Below are 23,920 nucleotides of genomic sequence, written 5' to 3' on the forward strand. Positions count from 1 at the left end.
CAAAATAATCTTCTGTCATGAATCTGGTGAAAAAAGCTGTATTTCCGATTGCGGGGCTTGGCACCCGCTTCCTGCCTGCGACCAAGGCATCTGCCAAAGAGATGCTGCCCGTAGTGGACAAGCCGCTTATTCAGTATGCGGTGGAGGAGGCATATGCTGCCGGAATCCGGCATATGATTTTTGTGACGGGACGTACCAAGCGTAGCGTTGAAGATCATTTCGATACTGCCTATGAACTGGAAAACGAGCTGGAGCTGGCTGGCAAAACCGTGTTGCTGGATGTCGCACGCAGCATTGCCCCTGATGACATGGTTTGCACTTATGTGCGCCAATCTCGTGCAATGGGGCTTGGCCATGCGGTATTGTGTTCAAAAGAACTGGTTGGGAATGAACCCTTTGCGGTATTACTTGCTGATGATCTCATGATCGGAGAACCTGCGGTAATCGCGCAAATGGTCGAGCAGTTTTCCAGAAGGCAAGCTAGTATCCTTGCTGTTCAGGATGTGCCGCGTGAACATACCAGGCGTTATGGCATCGTCAGTGGCCAGAGCGTGATGCCGGATCTTGTGGATGTTAACGGAATTATTGAGAAGCCTGCTTCAGATGTTGCACCCACGACGCTGGCCGTTGCTGGTCGCTATGTTCTGACCCCCGGTATTTTCAGGGAACTGGAAAACATGCCGCGTGGTGTGGGGGGAGAGATCCAGCTTACTGACGGCATTGCCCGGCTCCTGCAGCACGAAAAAGTTTTTGCTTATCGCTACAAGGGGATTCGTTATGATTGCGGAAGTAAGCTGGGATTTTTGCAGGCCACTGTGGACTTGGGTGAACTTCACGCTGAAGTGGGTGACGAATTTTCGGCATGGCTGCAGCAACGTGGTGTGCGGGACAACTGATCATTTGAGACGGCTCCGGGGGCTGTTGCTAAACGATGCCTGATATTTTATGTCTTAATCAAGGGTTTATATCGCAGGCAAGTTTCTACAGTTTCATGATGTTGAGATTCATTTAAAATTTAGTTGTGCGGGATGCAGTGCATGGAGCATAACCATAGCAATTTATTTCTGAAACTTTTCTGAACTATCAAGGAATTCTTATGAACCTGGAATCACTCCTAAACCAGTTGAATAACCATCAGAATGATCTGGCTATCAGCATCCTGCTGCCTACTCACCGGACTTTCCCGGATAACAAACAGGATGCAATCGCTCTGAAAAATCTGATCAAGGAAGCCGAGGATCGCTTAAATACCCAGCTGGACAAGCGTGAGGTTGAAGTGATGATCGATGCAATTCATAAAAAAATTGATGCGCTTGATCATAATTACAATCTTGACAGCTTGGGTATTTTTGCTAATCGTCACGGTGTGACGGCTGCACGTTTTCCGTTTGCAGTCGGGGAGCAACGGGTAATCATCGATGATACCTTTGCTGTGCGCGATCTCGTGCGGGCAATCAATGATGCAGTTCATTATCATGTGCTGGTGATTTCGCGGACGTCTGCCCGCCTGATTGAAGCGTTTAATGATCGTCCGATCCATGAATTTGATTCAAAAACTGTCTTGAGAACAGGCAGTTTTCCGGCAGAAAATCCGTTTCTGTTTGCTGCGAAAGGATTGGATCGTGCTCAGATTCCTAATGACGCAGGCAATCTTAAGGAATTTTTTAATCGCGTGGATAAAAGTCTGCAAGAGATTCAGAACAACCCTGAAAATAAGCGTTTGCCGGTCATCGTAGTGGGGGATTCGCGTAATGTTGCTTTTTTTAAGGAAGTCTGTGATCAACCGACTGATATTGTCGGAGCGGTCACCACTGTGCCTGATTTAAAGATAGCTGCTGAGAAACTTATTCCGGAAGTACAAACCGTATTGACTGAATATCGTCTCAACCGAGCTAAAACTGCCTTGCAGCATCTTGCTCAGGCGCGTAATGCACATCAGTTACTGACAGACTTCTCCATGATTCTTCGGGCGATTATTGAAGGCAATGCGGCGCGCTTGTTCGTGCGCCAGGGTTATATTCAACCCGGTGTCATTGATTTCGACCAGAAAATCGTTACTGTTCACGATGCTGCTGCAACTGATGTGACAGATGACGTAGTGGATACATTTATCGAGCTGGTCATGCAGCAGGGCGGGGAGATCTGTTTCTTGTCAGCTGAGCAACTGGGAGAGGAGAAGCCGCTCAGTTTGCAGACAAGATATTGAGTAGTTTTCCGGCTGAAAGGAGTGCCATGATTCTGACCCGGAATCCTGCAACCGGAGCAATACTGCGAACTTATACGCAATATTCCGAAACGGTGGCTTTCAGTGCGCTGGAACATGCGCATGCAGCGTATCTTGCATGGCAGCAGACATCCCTGGCTGATCGGATGGAGTGCTTGCTGAGGCTGGCAGAAGTACTGCGTCAGAAATCTGAGCAATATGCCCGGTTGATGTCGGAAGAAACGGGTAAAACCATCCGCGCTGCACGGGCAGAAATCGAAAAATGTGCCTGGACTTGTGAGGTGTATGCAACTCATGCTGCAGCTTGGTTGGCGGAGGAAGAAGTTGCAGCAGACGGCCGAAAGCATCGCGTCGTCATTGAGCCGCTGGGGGTTATCCTGGCGATCATGCCCTGGAATTTTCCGTTCTGGCAGGTCATCCGTTTTCTGGTTCCGACATTGCTGGCAGGCAATGGTGCCTTGTTGAAACATGCCGCCAATGTTACGGGATCTGCCTTGAATATTCAGGAGGCAGTGAATGAAGCAGGATTCCCACAAGACTTGTTCAGTACGATTCTTGTTTCCCATGAGCTGGTTGAGCAGATCATTGCTCATCCTTTGTGCCAAGGTGTTTCACTGACCGGCAGCGCTGAAGCAGGCAGGATTATTGCTGCTACAGCTGGTAGATACTTGAAGAAAACCGTACTGGAGCTGGGGGGTTCCGACCCCTTGATTGTGCTGGCGGATGCAGATACTGCTGCGGCAGCAAAAGCTGCGGTGACAGGACGATTCCAGAATAACGGACAGAGTTGCATTGCTGCCAAGCGCTTGATTGTGCTGCAGGAGGTTCAGGAGGCATTTATTGCCGCATTATTGGTTGAAGTTGCAAAACTGGTGGTAGGTGAGCCGCTCGACGAAAAAACGGACATTGGCCCATTGGTAAATGAACAGGCTGCAGAAAAAATGGAGCGGTTTGTAGCGGATGCTGTTGCAAAAGGTGCGGTGATACGAACGGGCGGGAAACGCCATGGCACCTATTTTGACCCGACTGTGCTGACCCATGTGACGCCGGATATGGCAGTGTTCACTGAGGAAGTATTCGGCCCGGTAGCACCGGTGATTGTTGCTCGCACCGAGGATGAAGCGGTTGCACTGGCTAACAGCACTCGCTTTGGCCTGGGAGCAAGTGTGTGGAGTCGTGATCTGACGCATGGTGAGCAGATCGCGCGGAAACTGGACGCGGGAGCCGTGTTTGTCAATGGCCTTACCAAATCGGATCCGCGCATGCCTTTTGGTGGTATCAAAGCAAGCGGCCTGGGTCGAGAGCTTTCCAGGTGGGGGCTGAGAGAATTTGCCAATATCAAGACTATCAATGTTTATGATAATTTGGGGTAAAAACTGCTAAGGAGAGGTTCGCATGCTTGTTTCAAAATTTATAGTGGCCGGCTGCATGTTGACGCTGGCAATTACAGAGATTCCCTGTTCATTTGCCCATACTGATCATGGCAGCAATGAAATACCTGCCATGACCAGCGGCGAATCTGCCAGGACGGCGACGGATGAATCATTGGCGGATGAACGACAAGCCTCGGCGCTGCTGAATCTCGGCACGCATACGTTTCCTGTCAGCACAAAAAACGGATTGGCCCAGCAGTTTATCAATCAGGGGATCAATCTTGCCTATGGTTTTAATCATGCCGAAGCCGGCCGTGCATTCAAGGAAGCTGCCCGGCTGGATCCTGCACTGGCAATGGCGTATTGGGGGCAGGCGCTGGTGCTTGGCCCCAATATCAATGCAGTAATGGATGCAGGTGAAGAGCCGCAGGCGGTTAAGCTGATTAATCAGGCAAAATTACACATGGTTACGGCGTCACCAAAAGAACAGGCACTGATACAGGCGCTTGAAAAACGCTATTCAGGCATGGCTGGAGATCGCAAGATCAATGATAAAGCGTACGCGGATGCCATGCGCGAAGTTCATCACCGCTTTCCGGGCGATCCGGATATTGCCATGCTGTATGTGGAATCCACCATGAATCTTCGTCCCTGGGGTTATTGGATGCGTGATGGTTACCCGTATGCAGGCACAGATGAAATTGTAGCATTGACCGAAGATATATTACGCCGCTACCCGAAGCACCCCGGCGCGTTGCATATGTATATCCACCTGATGGAGCCTACATCCAGTCCTGAGCGTGCCGAGCGGGCAGCAGATACGCTGCTGACACTGATGCCGCAAGCAGGGCATATGATTCACATGGCTTCGCATATCTATCAGCGTGTGGGCCGTTATGCAGATGCCATGAAAAGCAACCAGATGGCAATCAGGGCTGACGAGGAATATATCGCGCAGTTTAAGGCGCAGGGGCTGTACCCGATGGCGTATTATCCACACAATATTCATTTTCTCTGGTTTGCTGCCTCAGCCAGCGGTCGGTATGCGCTGGCACTCAACAGCGCACGCGAAGCTGCCAGTAAAGTAGATGATACGTTATTGAATCAGCTGCCTTTTACTGCAACTTTCCGCGTGTTGCCTTACTGGACGCTTGCCCGGTTTGGACAATGGCAAAGTGTACTCGCAGAGCCTGCACCGCCTGTTGATAATGCCTTTCTAAGAGGCAGCTGGCATTATGTACGCGGCCTTGCTCATGTGGCGGTCGGACAATTACAGCAGGCACGGGAAGAACTGGAGCAATTGCGTGAAACGATCCAGGATCCTTCGCTTGGCCGCCCGCTGCTTTCTCAAAATACAGCATATGCCATATTGAGAATCGCACCTGAAGTACTGGCCGGCGAAATCGAGGCGGCTCACGGAAAATTTGAATCCGCTGTTAGCCATCTGGAACGGGCCGTCCGGCTTGAGGATGGTCTGGTTTATACGGAACCGGCTGAATGGCATTACCCGCCACGTCTGGCACTGGGCGCGATCCTGCTGGAATCGGGCCGTCCGGATGAAGCAGAAACCGTGTACTGGGAAGATCTGCGGCGCAATCGTGACAATGGCTGGGCACTGTTTGGCCTGCAGCAGGCGCTGCGTGCACAAAACAAGACAGCAGAAGCAGATATGATCGAGGCGCGCTTCAGGAAAGCCTGGGAACATGCAGATATTACCCTTTCTGCCTCCCGTATGGGGCAATGAAACAGGAGCGGATAACATTCCAGTTTTATCCTCGTGCCTGTCAGGCTGGCGATGATCAGGAAGCTGGAAAGTGAAGGTATTCTGCTGTCTGGTCTCGCCTTAATCGCCCTCTTTAACGGTGATCACCGTACAAGTGGCGTTATAATCTGCCTTTTTTGAAAAGGACGGATCATTGTCCTGAGTAGCTTATGTCTGTTAAACCCGAATTGTTTCAAAGAACGCCTGCTCTGAGCGGTGATGATGCTGCAGCCAAGCGTGAGGAGTTGCGCGCCTATTTTCATACGACGCTGGATCGGTATGAGCGATTGTTCGAGACCCTGCGTAGTAATGAAGCTTATTACATCAAACCCATTGCGCTGCGCCATCCCCTGATTTTTTATCTGGGCCATACCGCTACTTTTTTCATCAATAAATTGATTCTGGCGGGTGTGCTGACGGAACGTATTGATTCTAGGCTGGAATCCATCTTTGCTGTGGGGGTGGATGAAATGAGCTGGGATGATCTGAATGCGACGCACTATGACTGGCCGACCGTTGAGGAGGTGATGGCTTATCGTCGTACTATGCGTGAGACAGTGGATGGCCTGATCAGCACGCTGCCACTGACTTTGCCGATTTCGTGGGAAAGCCCGTGGTGGGCGATTGTGATGGGGGTGGAGCATGAGCGTATTCACCTGGAAACTTCTTCCGTGTTGATTCGTCAGCACAAGCTTGATCATGTACAGCCTCATCCTGCTTGGCAGTCCTGTCGCGGGAGCGGAAATGCACCGGAAAACGAGATGATCCCTGTGTCGGCTGGTAAGGTGATTTTGGGCAAGCGCAAAACCGACCCTGTGTATGGATGGGACAACGAGTATGGTCATCATGAGGCCGAATTGCCTGATTTTCAGGCCAGCCGCTATCTGGTAAGCAACCAGGAATTTCTCGATTTTGTCACCGCACACGGCTATGAAACGGATGATTACTGGGAGGAGGAAGGGCTGGCCTGGCGAAAATTCAGCAATGCTGCCCATCCGACGTTCTGGATCCGGCGCGAAGATCAATGGTGGCTGCGTCTGATGATGGAAGAAGTGCCTATGCCCTGGAACTGGCCGGTAGAGGTGAATTATCATGAGGCCAAAGCATTCTGCAACTGGCAGGCAAAAACAACCGGGCAGCCGGTACGTTTACCCACTGAAGATGAATGGTACCGTTTGTACGATGTCGCCGGATTGGCCGAGGTATCCGGCGTTGAACGGGCACAGGGCAACATTCATCTTGATTACTATGCCTCCAGTTGTCCGGTAGATGAATTTCGGCAGGGCGAGTTTTTTGATGTGGTGGGCAATGTCTGGCAATGGACAGAAACGCCCATGCATCCATTTCCCGGTTTTGAGGTACATCCGCTATATGACGATTTCACGACGCCCACTTTTGATGATCGGCATAATCTCATCAAGGGAGGTTCATGGATTTCATGCGGAAATGAATCCATCCACGCATCGCGCTATGCGTTCCGCAGGCACTTTTTTCAGCATGCCGGTTTTCGTTATGTGATTTCTGCCGTATCTGCTGCACACCACAGTTCACACTACGAAACCGACCGATTATTGTCGGAGTATGCGGAATTTCACTACGGCGATACTTATTTCGATGTACCTAATTTTCCGGCGACACTGGCAAAACTGGCCATTGCGGCAATGGGGGATCGTCCTGCACGTACTGCACTTGATCTGGGCTGTGCTTCCGGGCGGGCAACATTCGAGCTGGCGCAGCATTTCGATCATAGCACCGGTGTTGATTTTTCCGCGCGCTTTATTAATCAGGGCGTGGCGTTGGCGGAACATGGCATTCTGCGTTATACCCTCGTGGATGAAGGAGAATTGGTTTCTTACCGGGAATGTACGCTTGCCGGATTGGGGCTGGAGGGCGTCAGACACAAGGTCGAATTTTTCCAGGGAGATGCCTGTAATCTTAAACCGATACTGACGGGATATGATTTGATCCTGGCAGCTAACCTGATTGATCGTTTGTATGAACCCGCCAGATTCCTGACAATGGTACATGAACGGCTTAATCAGGGAGGGTTGCTGCTGCTTGCTTCACCCTATACCTGGCTGGAGGAACACACCAAGCGAGCACATTGGATCGGTGGCTTCAAACGGGATGGTGAAAATTTCACTACACTGGATGGCCTGAAAGAAATGCTCGGCAACCATTTTCAATTGCTTGGGGAGCCGCAGCAGGTACCGTTCGTGATCCGTGAAACCCGGCGCAAATTTCAGCATACGCTGTCGGAAGTGACTCTCTGGGAGAAGATTGCTTGAGTAATGATTTCGATTGCGAAATTGATCGGAGCGGGACATACAGCACTAAATACGATGGTCGCGCGATAGCGTTCGGCCACCCGGACGTCATGCCGCTGTGGGTGGCCGATATGGATTTTGCTGCTCCGGCTGCTGTTACCGAAGCGTTGGCCAAACGTGCTGCTCACCCTGTTTATGGCTATACGCAACTGCCTGACAGTCTGTATGCTGCGCTGATTGACTGGTTGAAATCACGCCATGACTGGCAAATTGAGCGTGAATGGATCGTTTTCTGTCCCGGTGTAGTACCCTCTCTGAGTACCACCCTCCTCGCACTGAGCGAGCCGGGTGAATCAGTTATTGTTCAGCCACCGGTGTACTACCCGTTCTTTTCGGTAGTCAAAAAAACCGGCAGAAGGCTGCTGAACAATGCGTTGCAACTGGAACAGGGGCGCTACGGCGTGAATTTTGCCGATTTGGCACAACAGGCTGTCTCCGCGCGTATGCTGCTGTTTTGCTCACCCCATAATCCGGTTGGCCGAGTGTGGAGCAAGCCGGAGTTGGAAAGACTGCTGGATATTGCTGGACAACATCAGCTTATTATTATTTCTGACGAAATTCATGCCGATCTGATCTATCCGGATTATAAACATCACATATTGGCCCGCTTGGCAGATGCACCGGAAGCAGTTATCACGGCAGTGGCGCCCAGCAAAACGTTCAACATTCCGGGCCTTAACCTGTCCGCACTGATTGTTCCTGATCCGCAGTACCGGAGGGCCATCCGGAATCAACTGGAGAGGATGCATGTCAGTGCCGCCAACCCGTTCAGTGTGGTGGCGTTTGAAGCGGCTTATCATGCGGGTGGGGAGTGGCTGGATGCACTGATGGCATATCTGGACACTTCACGCGAGATGGTTCGGCACTATCTGGCAGAGTATCTGCCACAAATTCAGCTGATTCCTTCGCAAGGTACCTATCTGTTGTGGCTCGATTGTCGTGGACTTGGTATGAACGATGATCAACTCAAACACTTTTTCATTTTTGAGGCCGGAATCGGCTTGAACGCTGGTATTACCTATGGCGAGGCGGGCAGCGGTTTCATGCGCATGAATATCGGAACCCCTCGCCGCCATATCAAACAAGCGCTGGATAATATTCGCAGCGCGCTTGAACGAAGAAGGGTTTCCTGAAAAGAAGTTGGTTCCCTGTGGCCTTGGGAAGAACTGGATGTTTTGTTGGAGATAATGTTGAATCTGTATTCTGCTTTTTCACTCTGGAATGCACGCCATGTCTCGTACACCCCGGCAAAAATCATTGTTTGATCCCGGTGATAGCAGCGAACTGACTGTCACCGATGTTCTGACACATACAAAACCGCAAACCAGACAGCAGGCAGCCTTCCGGCACCTGGTGCGGCAAATTGACGCGCAACGTTCCCGGGTTGTAGAGTGGCATACCTACGGTGAACGCTACAATCAGCGTATGAGCAGTGAATTGGTACCCTTGTTTACACGCCTGCGCGAAAAACGTATCGCCATACTGCATCTGCTGGATACGCAATTTCATCAGCGCAATGTCGTTCGTGGCAGGCAGCAGCGTGCTAAGTTACGCGACATCATTCTCAATCTGGCACACGATCTGTTACTTGAGCAGCATGATGAGGCAATCGTGGCGTTGCATGACAAGTATAGCGACCTCAGCTATGACGATCAGGCCGAGCTTGACAAGGCAATCGCACAAGACATGATTGAAAACCTGTTTGGTGTACACTTGGACGATGATTGTACGGGTGGCGGCATTGAGGAAATGCTTGCAAAGGCCATGCGTCAACAGCAGGAAGAAGCTGAAAACAAGGCTGAATCGGCTTCGCACCAACGTAAGACGGCCAAACAAACTGCTGCTGAGGAGCAGCGTGCTGTGGGGAAAAAAGAGATTGGCCAGTCAATACGTGAAATCTATCGCAAACTGGCCAGCAGTCTGCATCCCGATCGCGCAAGCACCAGTCTGGCAGTGGATGAAAAAACTGCTCTGATGCAGCGTGTTAACCAGGCTTATGATCGAGGCGATTTGTTTGGGCTGCTGAACATCCAGCTCGAAATTGAACAGATTGATGCCGACTATCTTACCAATCTGCCTGTCGAGCGCATTGAACACTATATCCAGGTGCTGCGTGAGCAACTGGCAGAACTCAAGGCTGAACTTACATCACTACTGACGCCCTATCGCTCGCTGGTACCGTATACACTGAAGATCAGACCGACTCATGTTGACAAAGCGATGGATGCCGAAATCGCGCGAATGGAAATGGAGTTGCGGCAAGCCGATATTGATCTGGAAGCTTTTCGGGATGCTAAACAGCTCGCTATCTTTATCAAGCATTATCAGATGAATGACGGGATCGATGAGTTCGATGAGCTGCAAATGCTGGATGATTTGATGGACAGATTTTCCGCGCCGCCTTCTCGTTACCACAAGCGCTGAAATTAATCCGGATGCGTGAATACTGTAGTTATGCCACTTGGCGGATCGACTGGAAACGACTAGGATGGCAGAAGAAGTGCAATATGACGTCGGCAACAGTATAAAAAGTCATCCCCTCATCCAGGCATTCCTTGGAATGTCTATGCCGTTTACGTGGCGCACGACAACGAGCACTATGGGTTACAAATTGTGGTGCGCTTTGATGGTGTAACGATGACAGAGCTGAATGACGAAGCGTCGGGGCAACTTGAGAATATATGGAAACAGGAGGTCGTATGCCGGATAAAGATATACAGGATCGTGCCGCAGGAGCCATCATGGGCGCGTTTATCGGTGATGCTTTGGGATTGGGGCCGCATTGGTATTACAATCTTTCCGAGCTTCGTCGTGATTATGGTGACTGGATCACCGGGTACACTGACCCCAGGCCGGATCGATATCATGCCGGGTTGAAAGCAGGGCAGTTATCACAGTCCGGCTTCATTCTGAAGCTGATGGTTCGTTCGCTGGTTGAGTGCGGTGGTTATGATTCTGAAGATTTCTGCCATCGCATGGATGGTGAGTTGTTTCCGTTACTGGATGGTACACCGGCTAACGGCCCGGGTGGCTATACCAGTCAGTCGATTCGTGAAACTTGGCGGCGGCGTGTGCAGCAGAAGCTGCCCTGGGGGCAGACGGGTAGTCACGCGGATACGACCGAGGCAGCGGAACGTACGCTTGCAATTGCCGTTCGTTACGGGGGCCGGCCAGACAAACTTGCAGCAGCAGTTTCAGCGAATACGATACTGACCCAGGCAGATGAAACAATTGTTTCGATGACCGTTGCATACGGTGCGGTACTGGGACTGCTGGTTCAGGGGCATGCGTTTGATACCGATTTATCGGGAAAACTCATGGATCTTGTAAAAAGTGGTGCGCTGCCGTTCCACGCTGTAACTGCTGATGATCTGCAACCACCGCGTCCTGGTGATCCGGATCCTCCGCGTGCAGGCCGTTTTGCTTCCCCGGATGCGTTGCTCACACCTTCTTATATGGCTGCAGCGGCCGCAGATCCCGAAATTCGGATCGAGCCGGCCTGGAAGGTGTCTATCGTATATGGCATGCCGTGTGCGATTTATCACCAGTTACCGGCTGCCTATTATCTGGCCGCAAGGTTTCGTGACGATTTTAAATCAGCCGTTCTCCATGCGATCAATGGTGGAGGGCAGAACCAGGCGCGTGCCATTCTGACCGGGGCGCTCGTGGGTGCACAAACCGGTTTGTCCGGGATTCCACAGTATTTGCTTGACGGACTCGATGATTCGGCAATGCTGGGTAAATTAGCGACGGATCTTGCTGCTATGGTGGATTCCGCCTGAGGCCGACGCTTTTGATTCCATGATCGATTGGTCGGTATTCCTGATTGTATCTATACAAAGGAGAAGAAGATGGAATTCGGTATGGTGGGTTTGGGGCGTATGGGCGGCAATATGGCACGCCGTCTCGCCCGGGGAGGTAAAAGAATTGCGATAACGAATCGCAGTTTTGATGTTACCGAGACACTGGCTGGTGAAACGGGGCACAGTGCGTGCAGAAACTATGCCGATCTCGTCGCCGCGCTTGAGAAGCCTCGCATCATATGGCTGATGCTGCCAGCGGGTGAAGTCACTGAAACAGCGCTTTCCGTATTGTTACCGTTGTTGTCGCCAGGTGATCTGATCGTGGATGGTGCCAATGCACATTATCAAGAGGATGCACTGCGTGCGGCGCGTTGTGCAGAGCAGGGTATCGAATTTGCTGATGCCGGGGTCTCCGGAGGAATATGGGGACTGGAAAATGGCTATTGCATTATGTTTGGTGGATCGGATGCGGTTGCAGCACGCCTGAAACCCTATATGGAAGCGTTGGCACCCACCCCGGAGACGGGTTGGTTGCATACTGGCCCGGTTGGATCGGGACATTATGTGAAAATGATTCATAACGGGATCGAATACGGCATGATGCAAGCCTTTGCCGAAGGGTTTGCGCTGATGAAGGATAAACCAGGGTTTGATCTTGATCTTGCCGCGATTGCTGAATTGTGGCGACACGGCAGCGTGGTGCGTTCGTGGCTGCTGGATTTGTCTGCGGACTTTCTGGCTGCAGATCAGATGCTTGATGATATTGCTCCTTTTGTGGCGGATTCAGGCGAAGGTCGCTGGACGGCACTTGCCTCTCTGGAGCAGGGAATTCCAGCCCCTGTGATCACACTTGCACTGATGATGCGGTTTGCTACGCAAGGCAAGAATGATTATGCCGCCAAAATACTTGCGAAAATGCGCCATGGTTTTGGTGGCCATGCCATCAGGAGGGATTAAGAAATGGACGATGCAACGACAAATCAACCGGGAAGGCTGCCTTGCTCGTTTGTCATTTTTGGCGCAACTGGCGATCTCTCAACACACAAGTTGTTGCCGGCATTATTTAATTTGGAGAATGCCGGTCGCTTTGAGGATGATCTTTCTATCGTTGCCTTCGCGCGTCATGACTGGGTAACCGATGATTTGACTGGCTACGTCCGTGCAGCATTGAAAGACAAGGCCAGCCAGCCTTCCCGTCAAGGAGTACTGGATCGATTTCTTACGCGCTTTCGTTACGTACGGGGAGATTTCAACGATGTGGAATCCTATCGTGCGCTGGTCGCTGATCTGGCGCCTGGACTAGCCTGTTCCCGCACAGTATTTTATCTTGCCATCCGTCCAGCCGATTTTGTTGCAGTGATCAAAAATCTTAAAGCTGTTGGCCTGAATGAACCGCGCGGCATGAACCGGATAGTCATCGAGAAACCGTTTGGAGAAGATCTTGAATCGGCACAAGTGCTGAACCGTGTGTTGCATCAGCATTTTGATGAAGAGCAGATTTATCGTATTGACCATTTCCTGGGTAAGGAAACAGTACAGAATCTGTTTGTTTTCCGGTTTGCCAATACCTTGATCGAGCCACTATGGAATCGCAATTTTATCGATCATGTACAAATTACGGTGGCGGAATCGGGCGGTATTGAGAAACGTGCCGGCTATTATGATCATGCAGGTGCATTGCGCGATATGCTGCAGAATCATCTGATGCAATTGCTGACAGTGGTTGCGATGGAACCTCCGCCAGCACTGGAGGCAGATGCCCTGCGTGATGAAAAGGTCAAGGTGTTGCGTTCGATTCGTCCGATCGCCAAACGTGCGGTGCATGCGCATGCCGTACGTGCACAATATACACACGGTAATATTGATGGGTCGACGGTAGTAAGCTATCAGCAGGAAGAGAATGTCGAACCAGATTCAATTACTGAAACCTTTGTCGCAGCCAAGTTCTATATTGATAACTGGCGCTGGCGTGGTGTCCCTTTTTATCTGCGAACGGGAAAGCGTATGCCCAAACAGCATTCGATGATTGCAATTCGCTTCAGACATCCTCCGCAACAGCTTTTTCGTGAAACGCCACTGGAATCGATTACACCCAATTGGATGCTGCTTTCGATTCAGCCGGAAGAATCGATGCGTATGGAAATTCACGTCAAGCAACCCGGTCTCAATATGAATACCCGGGTGATGCAGATGAACGCGAGTTTCCTCAGAACAGACGAGCAGATACTGGATGCTTATGAAACACTGCTGCTCGATGTTATTGAAGGCGATCGTTCATTGTTCATCCGTTTTGATGAAGCTGAATGGGCGTGGCGGGTGATCGATCCGATCCTGAAGTTCTGGACGGTTGATCGCGAATACATTCCGACTTATTCTGCCGGCAGTTGGGGGCCGGCTGAAGCCAATCGTTTGTTTGACAGCGATGATCAAGTCTGGCGCAATGAACTTTAGTTGTAAGAATTTCTAATCGATCGCAGTATGCTGTGAAGGATAGGTCACCTGACAGGAGGGGTGAACGTGTGCTCCCTCAGTGAAATGTGCTGCTTCTATCCGCGTATGCCCCATCAGATGGAAAACGACTTCACCGCGTGCCAGCAGGTAATCAGAAACAATGCGGCGATGGCAACGCCACCAGACTGCTTCGGCACACATCATGGCACAACAGCGTTTGTGCCCCAACTCAATCAGTTTGTCCAAGCCTTCCTGGAATGCGTCTGAAAGGGCGTAATCGGCATAATTGTGGAAACTCCGATTTTTCCAGAAGCTGTTTACATCCGGCAGTACGGTTCTGGATTTGCTGCGCAAACCGCCCAGCTGCGCGATGAATTCGTAGTCAATCCCAAACGTTGCCAGACTGTCAGGTAATGTATCCCGGTTGTATTGCGGGTTGGCTCGTGACCTTGGAACAGTACGTATATCTGCGACCAGTTCTACCTTTGCCATACGCAATAAATCGATAAATTCTTCCAGTGTGCGGGTCGAATGCCCAATGGTGTAGAAAGAGGGATTCATTTCTGGTCCTGTTTACGCTTTACGACAGTAGAGCACTTCGTGGTGTCTGATCATCGATGTAAAGCGGATGAATGATTTGTTGAGATATATTACACCCTGACAGCTTACTGTTCAGGTATGCTCCCGGCTTTTATTTTGTTGTGTCTAGGCAGCTATTCTGGTGAGGAGTGCGGCAACATGAAAATTACAATAAATTGTAATCAGTCTGCAGCGAACGGGGTGAGTTCAGGATATTGCTTTAAAAATGGAATGGAAACCAGTGATTAATAAAGCACAATTGCTTCCAGTACTTTGATTTGATTTGGCAAGCAATTTATTAAAGAGTAAAATCGCCGATTGGTTAAGTATATGAACTCATTATCAAGCAGGAGCAAGTAAATGGCAGTAACAACTGATCAAAAAAGTCAGGTTATACAGGATTATCAGAGAGTAGCAGGAGATACCGGCTCGCCAGAGGTGCAGGTGGCCATACTGACAACGCGAATCAATAGCCTGATTGGTCATTTCAAGGAACATGTCAAAGATCATCATTCCCGTCGTGGTCTGCTGCGTATGGTGAGTCGACGACGCAAACTGCTGGATTATCTGAAATCAAAAAACAGCGACAGTTACCAGATCCTGATCGAACGTCTTGGTCTGAGAAAATAAAAAGTCATGTAGTCATTAATTGTCGTATTCCACAAACTATCGCAGATAATTCAAAACTGCAGATGAATCTGGTTAGTCATCTGCTCTGCGTTCCAAGCCGAACAATCCTGGTCGATCTGCACGTAAATACAATTTTGCAATCAACCTTGGGCATGATTTGATCAAAGAAGGGTTATTAATTGAAACCGATAAAAAAAAGCATCACTTACGGACGCCATACGCTCACCATCGAAACTGGAGAAATTGCCAAACAGGCACATGGCGCTGTTATGGTTTCCATGGGTGATACGGTTGTACTGGTTACAGCAGTAGGAGATAAGAAAACCAAACCCGGCCAGGATTTTTTTCCGCTCACCGTAGATTATCAGGAAAAATTTTATGCCGCCGGACGTATTCCGGGAAGTTTTTTCAAGCGCGAGGGACGCCCTTCCGAAAAGGAAATACTCACCTCTAGGCTGATTGATCGGCCGATACGTCCGCTTTTTCCCGACGGTTTTTATAATGAAGTACAGATCATTGCAATGGTATTGTCATCAGATGCTGAAATTGATGCTGATATTCCTGCGATGATTGGTGCTTCTGCAGCGCTGGTACTTTCTGGTATCCCGTTTGACGGACCCATCGGCGCAGCACGTGTAGGTTATATTGACAGCGAATATATCCTTAATCCAACCACAGCCCAGCTCGGCGAGTCGCAACTTAATCTTGTGGTGGCAGGTACCCGGAAAGCTGTGCTGATGGTCGAATCAGAAGCCAATGAGCTTTCCGAGGATGTTATGCTCGAAGCCGTGACATACGGTCATGACCAAATGCAGCAAGTGATCGACATGATTAATGAACTGGCTGATGAAGCTGGTGTAATGGCATGGGATTGGCAATCGGCAGAGAAAGACCTGTCGCTCATTGAAAAAATTACTCAGCTGGCCGAAGCCGATTTGCGCGATGCATTCCGGCTGAAACAAAAATCAGCCAGAACAGAAGCAATTAGTGAAATCTGGAATCGTGTATTGACCGAATTGAAAGCAGGTACAGAGGAAGGACCCAGTGAGCAAGCAGTCAAGGAAATCGGTTTCGCGCTCGAAGCGAGAATCGTGCGCAACAGCATTCTTGACGGGGAGTCCCGTATTGATGGTCGTGGAACACGTACGGTTCGACCCATTACCATTCGTCATGGTGTCTTGCCACGTACTCATGGCTCGGCACTGTTCACACGGGGTGAAACACAGGCACTGGTAGTAACTACACTGGGAACTGCCCGGGATGAACAGAAAATTGATGCGCTCCAGGGAGATTATTCTGACCGTTTCATGCTTCATTACAACATGCCTCCTTTTGCTACGGGTGAAATCGGACGAGTGGGATCACCCAAACGGCGTGAAATCGGGCATGGACGACTGGCTAAGCGTGCCTTGCTCGCTGTCCTGCCGCCAGTGGAGGAGTTCGGCTATTCGATGCGGGTGGTTTCCGAAGTTACAGAATCAAATGGTTCAAGTTCGATGGCTTCTGTGTGCGGGGGGTGTCTTGCGCTCATGGATGCAGGAGCGCCCCTGAAAGCGCATGTTGCTGGTATTGCCATGGGATTGATCAAGGAGGGCAATCGATTTGCCGTGTTGACTGATATCCTGGGTGATGAAGATCACCTGGGCGATATGGATTTCAAAGTTGCAGGTACCGAACAGGGCATCACTGCATTGCAAATGGATATAAAGATCCAAGGGATCACTAAAGAAATCATGCAGATAGCCTTGCTGCAAGCGAAAGAAGGGCGGCTCCATATTCTGGATATTATGAAGCAGTCTCTTCCGATCGCGAGAGACAGTGTGTCGGCTCATGCACCGCGCATCATCAAATTCAAGATTAATCCTGAGAAAATACGTGATGTGATTGGTAAGGGCGGGGCTGTTATTCGTGCGCTAACCGAGGAAACCGGAACGACTATTGATATTTCTGATGATGGCTCTGTAACAATTGCCAGTGTGAGCAGTGAAGGCGGTGAACAGGCGAAAAGACGGATTGAAAATATTACTGCAGACGTTGAGGTTGGCAAAATTTACGAGGGGACAATACTTAAGCTGCTTGATTTCGGTGCTATCGTCAGTATCCTGCCAGGGAAGGACGGCTTGCTTCATATTTCTCAAATTGCCAATGAGCGAGTCGAAAGTGTTGCTGATCACCTTAAGGAGGGCCAGATTGTTCGTGTTAAAGTGCTGGAGGCAGATGAAAAGGGTCGGCTGCGACTTAGCATGAAGGCTGCCACAGCTGATGCGGAGGCCGCAGCCGCAGCCGTTCTGGAAAATGGTGAAAAATAAACGGACGTTTAACAATAAACTACGATTTGTCTTTATCCCAGGGTATTCTCCGGAGGCTGGACTTGTTTCAATCAGGAATGACGTTTCCAGGAAAACCTTCTCCACTTTTTAATTTATTGCGAGGTTCGGTTTTTTCTGTCGCTAAGCAGAAATAAGGTGCGAATACTTTTTTGCTATCAGTTTTACTGACTATGCAAGCAGTATTCGTGTAAATACGTCAGTCCTGTTTTCAGCAGATCTGTTCGTCCGGTATCCCTGTTGAATTTTGGTCAGATGTTAAAAGTCAAGGCATAATAGACCCTTATTCATTAAGGGTTTAAAAAAGGAATGGTATGTCGTCGCATTTAAGTTCCCATTTTCGAATATTCGGAATTGTTACATCCATACTTTTCCGGTTGCCCGTAATATCTCGCATTAAATATAGGAGATCCGTTTCAACTCAGTCGGATCGCTATCAAACACCTGTTCTGCTGTTATGTTCAAGCCTGTTGATCACCTCTTGCGCAATGGGTCCAGACTATTCACGTCCTCAGGTGGATGCCGCAGAAAAATTCCGTTTATCTCAGACAGAAGGGCAATCTATTGCCAATCTTCCCTGGTGGGAGCTGCTCCAGGATGAGAAGCTGCAATTGCTGATCGATCAGGCTTTGGTCGAAAACAAGGATCTTAAGCAGGCGGCGGCCAGCGTTGAGGAACTTCAGGCTCGTCTGGGGATTGCTCGGATGGACTTTATTCCGAATCTCACCGTCGAAGGTAACGCACCGATAGATACTCTGGGGGGATTCAGCCGCAAGGGATTTCCGACGCCCTATAACTATTACGGACAGAGTATTTTGAACTGGGAGGTGGATATCTGGGGCAGAATCCGCCGTGCTAATGAGGCTGCCCGGGCAGATCTGCTGGCGCGCGAAGAAAACCGCCGTGCGGTTGTTCTGACGTTAGTCAGTTCAGTGGCACAATCCTATTTCGATCTTTTACAGTTTGATACCCAACTGGAAATTGCACGCAACGCACTGACTTCATGGGAGGAGTCTGTCGTCATTTCCAGAGCGCAACTGGAAGGGGGGCTGGCTACCCGTCTTGATCTGGATCAGTTTGAAGCAGAACGTGCTGCCGCCGCTGCCCAGGTGGCAGAACTGGAAAGGCAGATTGCTCAAAAGGAAAATGAGTTGAGTGTGCTGACAGGAAGAACGCCTGCACCGATAGCGCGAGGATATTCACTGAGTGGGCAATCTACTCCTCTTACTATTCCCCCCGGACTGCCTTCCGAGTTATTACAGCGACGCCCAGATATTTTACAGTCGGAACAAACCCTTAAGGCAGCTATTGCCAGAATCGGGGTGGCCAAGGCCACTCGTTTCCCCAGAATAACGTTAACCGGATTTTTTGGATTTTCCAGCCCGGGGCTGTCAAGTCTGTTGGATTCTGACAGCAAATTCGGTACTGCTGGATTTGGTATTGCGGGACCATTGCTGAACGCACAAACACTTGGCTATGAACAGCGGGCGGCAGAAGCACAGGCAAAACAGGCGCTGGCACAGTACGAACAAACTATTCTGGTAGCATTCAGGGAGGTTGAAGATGCACTTGCTGCCATTCGAACGGCAAACGATCAGTACCATGCCAAGCAGAAACAGGTTGAGGCATTGGGTTCAGCTTTACAGATAGCTGATCTGCGCTATCAGGGAGGCATTACGAGTTACGTTGATGTGCTGCTGACAAAACGCAAGCTGTTTGATGCCGAATCTGCACTTGTAGCTGCCCGTCATTTGCATCTGGTTTCTGTTGTCCAGCTTTACAAGGCACTGGGTGGGGGCTGGATCACTGATGGTGTCGATGCTGATGTACCGCTGCCTATATCCACTGGTCTGCTGCACAACCACTGAAACAAGCTGTAAACAGCCCTTTCATGATTTTTATCCCGACTTCAGAATATCTTTTGATTATTTCTTCCGAGCTACCGAGAATAATATTATGTATCAAACGCTTCGTCAGACGGCCACACACGCCAATCCGGGCATAACAGGTTGCTTGCTGCTCCTTGCTTTTCTGGCAGGGTGTTCAAAATCACCTACAGATTCTCCTCCCCCTCCCCCGCAGGTTGAAGTAACCACTGTTACCACCCGCACAATCGCGGATGAACCCGAGTTCATTGGACAAACGGAATCTTTCCGACCCGTTGAAATTCGCTCACAGGTAGACGGTATCATCAAAAAAATATTTTTTATTGAAGGGCGTAATGTCAAAAAAGGTGACAAGCTGTATCTGATTGATCCAACTCCTTTCAGAGCCGCTTATCTGGGCAGTAAGGCAATGGTCGCCCAGGCACAGGCTCGGCTGGAACAAGCCAACAAGGATCTGGCCCGGGTGCAACCACTGTTGAAACAAAAAGCAGTCAGCAAAAAAGATGTTGATGATGCTATAGCTGAGGTACGCAGTGCGAAAGCGACTCTGGATGCGGCACAGAACGATGTGATCAGGACTAAATTTGACCTGGACAACACACTTATCACTGCACCGGTAGAAGGCCGGATTAACCGCAGTCAGTTTTATGAAGGACGCCTGATCGAAGCTCAGACCAATCTGTTGACCACCATCGATCAGCTGGATCCTATGTATGTCAATGTGAATATTCCAGAAAGTTATTTGTTGCGCCTTCGCCGTGAGCTTTCTGAGCACAAGATTGAGAGACCTGAAAGTATTTTTCAGCTGCGTGGTGTGATGACTTTTTCCGATGGCAGTATCTATCCGGAAGAAGGATTGCTGGATTTTGAAGATATCGTGATACGGCCTGAAACCGGCATGCTGCTGGGGCGATTCATGTTTCCCAACCCGGCCGGCAAAAATCCCCCCGGAGAAGCTCACTTCTACCCGGGCCAGTTTGTCAAAATTCGCATTAAAGGTTACAGCAGAACAGGAGCAGTTTTGATTCCCCAGCGTGCTGTGCAGCAACGGCCGAGCGGCTCATTCGTTTATGTTATTAATGAAGGGAAGGCAGAACTCCGTCCAGTACTGGCCAGCGCATGGCGTGGCAGTGAATGGTTGATTGAAAGCGGCCTGCGTGCAGGAGAGCAGGTGATCGTGGAAGGAATTCACAGAGTCCATCCAGGCGTTGAAGTAGATCCTGTCCCTTACCAGCAGAAAGAAGAAAACCAGACCTCCTCAAGCAATCATCAAGAATAAACCGCGTAAGGCGTGCCATGAATTCCCGTTTTTTTATTGAGCGACCGATTTTTGCATCGGTATTGTCCATCATCATCGTAATTGTCGGTCTGGTTTCCCTGAGTGATCTCCCGGTTGCCCAGTTTCCTGAGATCACACCGCCTGTTGTTCAAATTGATGCGGATTATCCGGGTGCCAGTGCGGATGTGGTGGCGGAGGCCGTTGCACGCCCGATAGAAGTGCAGCTACCGGGTATCGATAATCTTCTGTATTACGAATCCACCAGCACAAACGACGGCCACATGACAATGAGGCTCACATTCGAAATTGGGACGGATATCGATATCGCACAAGTACAAACCCAGAATCGGCAGAAACTGGCTGAACCGCAACTGCCTGATGAGGTGATCCGGCAAGGGATAACGGTCAAGAAAACCTCACCTGATCTACTGCTGGTTGTTGCACTGAGCTCTACCGACCCTGCTCACGACACCATATTTTTGTCGAACTACGCCGTACTCAGAGTACTCGACAATATAAAACGACTTCCCGGTGTTGGAGATGCTTCAATCTTTGGCGGTCAGAATTATTCCATGCGGCTGATCCTCGATCCTGTCCGGATGGCGCAGCTCAATTTCACACCGAGTGATATTGTTGCTGCCGTTCGTGAGCAGAATCGGGATTTTCCTGCTGGGAGAATTGGCCGCGAGCCAGTAATCAATGAGACTGAGCTCACCATTCCCGTTATGACCAAGGGGCGGATGAGCGAGGTCAAGGAATTTGAAGACATGATCATCCGGGCTTATCCGGATGGCTCCATGGTGCGATTGAAAGACGTGTCACGAGTAGAGTTGGGTGCACAATCCTATGATCTGCAAGCGCGCCAGAACGGACGACCCAATACCTTTTTGCTGACTTATCTTTCACCTGGCGCCAATGCGCTTGAAACAGCACAGCGTATCCGTAATGAAATGGACGCGCTTGCCAAGGATTTTCCTGCTGGTGCGTCCTATGATGTGCCTTACGATACCACCACATTCATTGAAGTTTCAATCAATGAGGTTGTAAAAACGCTGGCGGAAGCTTTGCTGCTGGTCGTGCTGGTTGTTTTCGTCTTTTTACAAAGTTGGCGTGCCACGCTGATACCGGCTGTCGCAGCGCCCATTTCTCTCATTGGTACGTTTATGGGGATGGAGGCACTGGGGTTCTCAATCAATACACTCACTCTGTTTGGCATGGTGCTCTCCATTGGTATCGTGGTGGATGATGCGATTGTCGTGGTGGAAAACGTCGAACGCCATATAACCAATGGCCTCACGCCTAAAAATGCCGCAATAAAGGCCATGCAGGAATTATTCGGGGCACTGATTGCCATCGTCCTGGTGCTTGCTTCGGTATTCCTGCCCGTTGCATTTTTAGGCGGTATTACCGGTGAACTGTACAAACAATTTGCCATAACGATCGCGTTGTCAGTCATGATATCCGGTTTCGTCGCGCTGACACTCAGCCCTGCTTTATGTGCCATCGTGCTTAAACCTGGTCATGATTCTCCTAACAGGCTATGGAAAATTTTTAACCGAACATTTGACTGGGCACAAGCGCGTTACGTCAACATGGCCGGTACGATCATAAAAAAATCGGCGTTATCAATTTTCATCTTTTTAATAGTGATATTTTTTGCTGTCGGCTTGTTCAAAACGGTGCCGGGAGGTTTTCTTCCGGAAGAGGATCAGGGTTATTTTATTACGATCGTTCAACTTCCGGATGGCGCATCCATTTCTCGTACCCAAAAGGTTCTGAAAAAAATAGAAGATTATTTTCTATCCATTCCGGCTATTCATTCGACTGATGCAATGGCTGGCATGAATTTTGTTTTCAGTAGCCGTGGCCCGAATCACGCCACGATGTTCGTGCCACTGCACCATTGGGATACACGAAAAGACACTGAAAACCAGGTGCAGAACCTGATTGCCAGTTCATTTGGTGAATTTGCAAAAATCCCTGAAGCGCTGATACTTTCCTTTAACGCACCCTCGATCCGAGGGTTGGGTGCAACAGGTGGCTTTTCAATTCAATTGCAGGATCCAAGCGGAGGAGATTTTTCAGAATTTGCCGAAACAGCCCAGGCATTTGTAAACAAGGTCATGGAACATCCGGCCATCGGCATGGCCGGCACCAACTTCCGTGTCAGTGCCCCCAGACTATATGCCCATGTAGATCGCGAACGTGCCAAAGCCCTGGGTGTACCCATATCGGATGTCTTCGATACGATGCAGGCTTATTTTGGTAACTTGTACGTGAATGACTTTGTCAAGTTTGGCCGCGTTTATCGTGTACAAACCGAGGCGCCACCCGAGTATCGATCCAGCCCGGATGATATTCGCAATATCTACGTTCGTGCCCAATCCGGAACAACCAGTACAATGATACCGCTCGATTCTGTGGTGACCGCCGAGTTCAACAGCGGTCCGGATCCGGTGACTCATTTCAACGGATTCAATTCCGCACTCGTGCTGGGAAGTGCAGCACCAGGCTACAGCTCCGGACAGGCTCTGAGTGCACTGCAGGAAGTAGCTGATGAAGTACTGGCACCCAAGGGCTACGCTCTCGATTGGAGCGGAATTACCTATCAGGAAAAAAAGGCGGACAGTGGGCAAAAAATATGGATACTTTCCTTTGCTCTGCTCATGGTGTTTTTAGTCTTGGCTGCTTTATATGAAAGCTGGTCCATTCCATTTGCTGTCATTTTAGCGGTACCCTTCGGCATATTGGGTGCATTGCTGGCTATCTGGATGCGTGGATTAACCGATGATATTTATTTCCAGGTTGGATTGATTACTCTGATTGGGTTATCCGCTAAAAACGCTATTCTTATTGTAGAGTTCGCCAATGACTTATATGCCAACGGTGCATCACTGACCGAAGCTGCTCTGGAAGCAGCCCGGGTTCGTTTCCGTCCGATCATCATGACTTCCATGGCCTTTATCATGGGAGTGTTTCCACTTGCAATTTCATCCGGAGCAGGCGCTGCCAGTCGTATAGCTATCGGCACTACCGTGCTTGGAGGTATGCTGGCGGCTACTTTTATGGCTATATTTTTTGTACCACTTTTTTTCGTGCTTATCGGAAAAATTACCCATCGCAGCAGACGCCCTGTTTCCGAAGCCGTACAAACTGAAACTGGAAATCAGGCAATTATTGCCAGCAATAAGGAAGATGCTGATGGCAAATGATGGTTATTTCGAGCTGAATGCCTGCAAGGATAAAGAACTGCAGGTGGCACTGACACATAACCGAGGT

Annotated in this window: 16 protein-coding genes; 15 read left to right on the forward strand and 1 reads right to left on the reverse strand. The window is 49.8% G+C overall.

Features of this window, described 5'->3' with window-relative positions; genetic code table 11:
- Positions 1-17: 17 nt before the first annotated feature.
- The 10 genes from galU (at position 18) to zwf (ending at position 13,940) form a co-directional block, all read left to right on the forward strand.
- Positions 18-896, forward strand: coding sequence for a UTP--glucose-1-phosphate uridylyltransferase GalU (gene galU / locus ABO04_RS04510; RefSeq protein ID WP_160809500.1), 879 nt, complete (start codon positions 18-20; stop codon positions 894-896).
- Between the two features lie 200 nt (positions 897-1,096).
- Entirely contained in the window at positions 1,097-2,206 is a 1,110-nt protein-coding gene (locus ABO04_RS04515) for a hypothetical protein (protein ID WP_160809501.1), read from the forward strand.
- 26 nt (positions 2,207-2,232) lie between these two features.
- Positions 2,233-3,597, forward strand: coding sequence for an NAD-dependent succinate-semialdehyde dehydrogenase (locus ABO04_RS04520; protein ID WP_160809502.1), 1,365 nt, complete (start codon positions 2,233-2,235; stop codon positions 3,595-3,597).
- Positions 3,598-3,619: 22 nt separating this feature from the next.
- Positions 3,620-5,341 (forward strand): hypothetical protein, encoded by a 1,722-nt coding sequence (locus tag ABO04_RS04525; RefSeq protein ID WP_160809503.1) that lies wholly within the window; start codon positions 3,620-3,622, stop codon positions 5,339-5,341.
- A 188-nt stretch (positions 5,342-5,529) separates the two neighbouring features.
- On the forward strand, positions 5,530-7,647 hold the full coding sequence (gene ovoA / locus ABO04_RS04530) for a 5-histidylcysteine sulfoxide synthase (protein WP_160809504.1): 2,118 nt from the start codon (positions 5,530-5,532) through the stop codon (positions 7,645-7,647).
- Positions 7,644-8,819, forward strand: a complete 1,176-nt coding sequence (locus ABO04_RS04535) for a pyridoxal phosphate-dependent aminotransferase (protein ID WP_160809505.1) — start codon at positions 7,644-7,646, stop codon at positions 8,817-8,819. Before ovoA ends, ABO04_RS04535 begins: the two co-directional genes overlap by 4 nt.
- Before the next feature lie 97 nt (positions 8,820-8,916).
- A complete protein-coding gene (locus tag ABO04_RS04540; RefSeq protein WP_160809506.1) occupies positions 8,917-10,110 on the forward strand; it encodes a J domain-containing protein in 1,194 nt (397 codons plus the stop codon).
- Positions 10,111-10,385: 275 nt separating this feature from the next.
- Positions 10,386-11,468, forward strand: coding sequence for an ADP-ribosylglycohydrolase family protein (locus ABO04_RS04545; protein WP_160809553.1), 1,083 nt, complete (start codon positions 10,386-10,388; stop codon positions 11,466-11,468).
- A gap of 69 nt (positions 11,469-11,537) precedes the next feature.
- Entirely contained in the window at positions 11,538-12,446 is a 909-nt protein-coding gene (gene gnd, locus ABO04_RS04550) for a phosphogluconate dehydrogenase (NAD(+)-dependent, decarboxylating) (RefSeq protein ID WP_160809507.1), read from the forward strand.
- Between the two features lie 3 nt (positions 12,447-12,449).
- Complete coding sequence (zwf, locus tag ABO04_RS04555) at positions 12,450-13,940, forward strand: glucose-6-phosphate dehydrogenase (protein WP_160809508.1); 1,491 nt, start codon at positions 12,450-12,452, stop codon at positions 13,938-13,940.
- A gap of 12 nt (positions 13,941-13,952) precedes the next feature.
- Here the strand turns inward: zwf and ABO04_RS04560 are convergent, their stop codons facing one another.
- Positions 13,953-14,501, reverse strand: a complete 549-nt coding sequence (locus ABO04_RS04560) for a DUF488 domain-containing protein (RefSeq protein ID WP_160809509.1) — start codon at positions 14,499-14,501, stop codon at positions 13,953-13,955.
- A 378-nt stretch (positions 14,502-14,879) separates the two neighbouring features.
- Here ABO04_RS04560 and rpsO point away from each other — a divergent pair, with 378 nt between their 5' ends.
- The 5 genes from rpsO to ABO04_RS04585 all read left to right on the forward strand — a co-directional run bounded on the left by rpsO (position 14,880) and on the right by ABO04_RS04585 (position 23,853).
- Complete coding sequence (gene rpsO / locus ABO04_RS04565; protein WP_160809510.1) at positions 14,880-15,149, forward strand: 30S ribosomal protein S15; 270 nt, start codon at positions 14,880-14,882, stop codon at positions 15,147-15,149.
- Positions 15,150-15,328: 179 nt separating this feature from the next.
- Positions 15,329-17,458 (forward strand): polyribonucleotide nucleotidyltransferase, encoded by a 2,130-nt coding sequence (gene pnp / locus ABO04_RS04570; protein ID WP_160809511.1) that lies wholly within the window; start codon positions 15,329-15,331, stop codon positions 17,456-17,458.
- 332 nt (positions 17,459-17,790) lie between these two features.
- Positions 17,791-19,344, forward strand: a complete 1,554-nt coding sequence (locus tag ABO04_RS04575; RefSeq protein ID WP_160809512.1) for an efflux transporter outer membrane subunit — start codon at positions 17,791-17,793, stop codon at positions 19,342-19,344.
- A gap of 88 nt (positions 19,345-19,432) precedes the next feature.
- Entirely contained in the window at positions 19,433-20,641 is a 1,209-nt protein-coding gene (locus ABO04_RS04580; protein ID WP_160809513.1) for an efflux RND transporter periplasmic adaptor subunit, read from the forward strand.
- 17 nt (positions 20,642-20,658) lie between these two features.
- The gene (locus ABO04_RS04585) at positions 20,659-23,853 is read left to right on the forward strand and encodes a multidrug efflux RND transporter permease subunit (RefSeq protein ID WP_160809514.1); all 3,195 of its coding nucleotides are present in this window, start codon (positions 20,659-20,661) and stop codon (positions 23,851-23,853) included.
- The last annotated feature ends 67 nt before the right edge of the window (positions 23,854-23,920 follow it).

The organism is Nitrosomonas sp. HPC101 (assembly GCF_009833125.1).
In the GTDB taxonomy this organism is placed as follows: domain Bacteria; phylum Pseudomonadota; class Gammaproteobacteria; order Burkholderiales; family Nitrosomonadaceae; genus Nitrosomonas.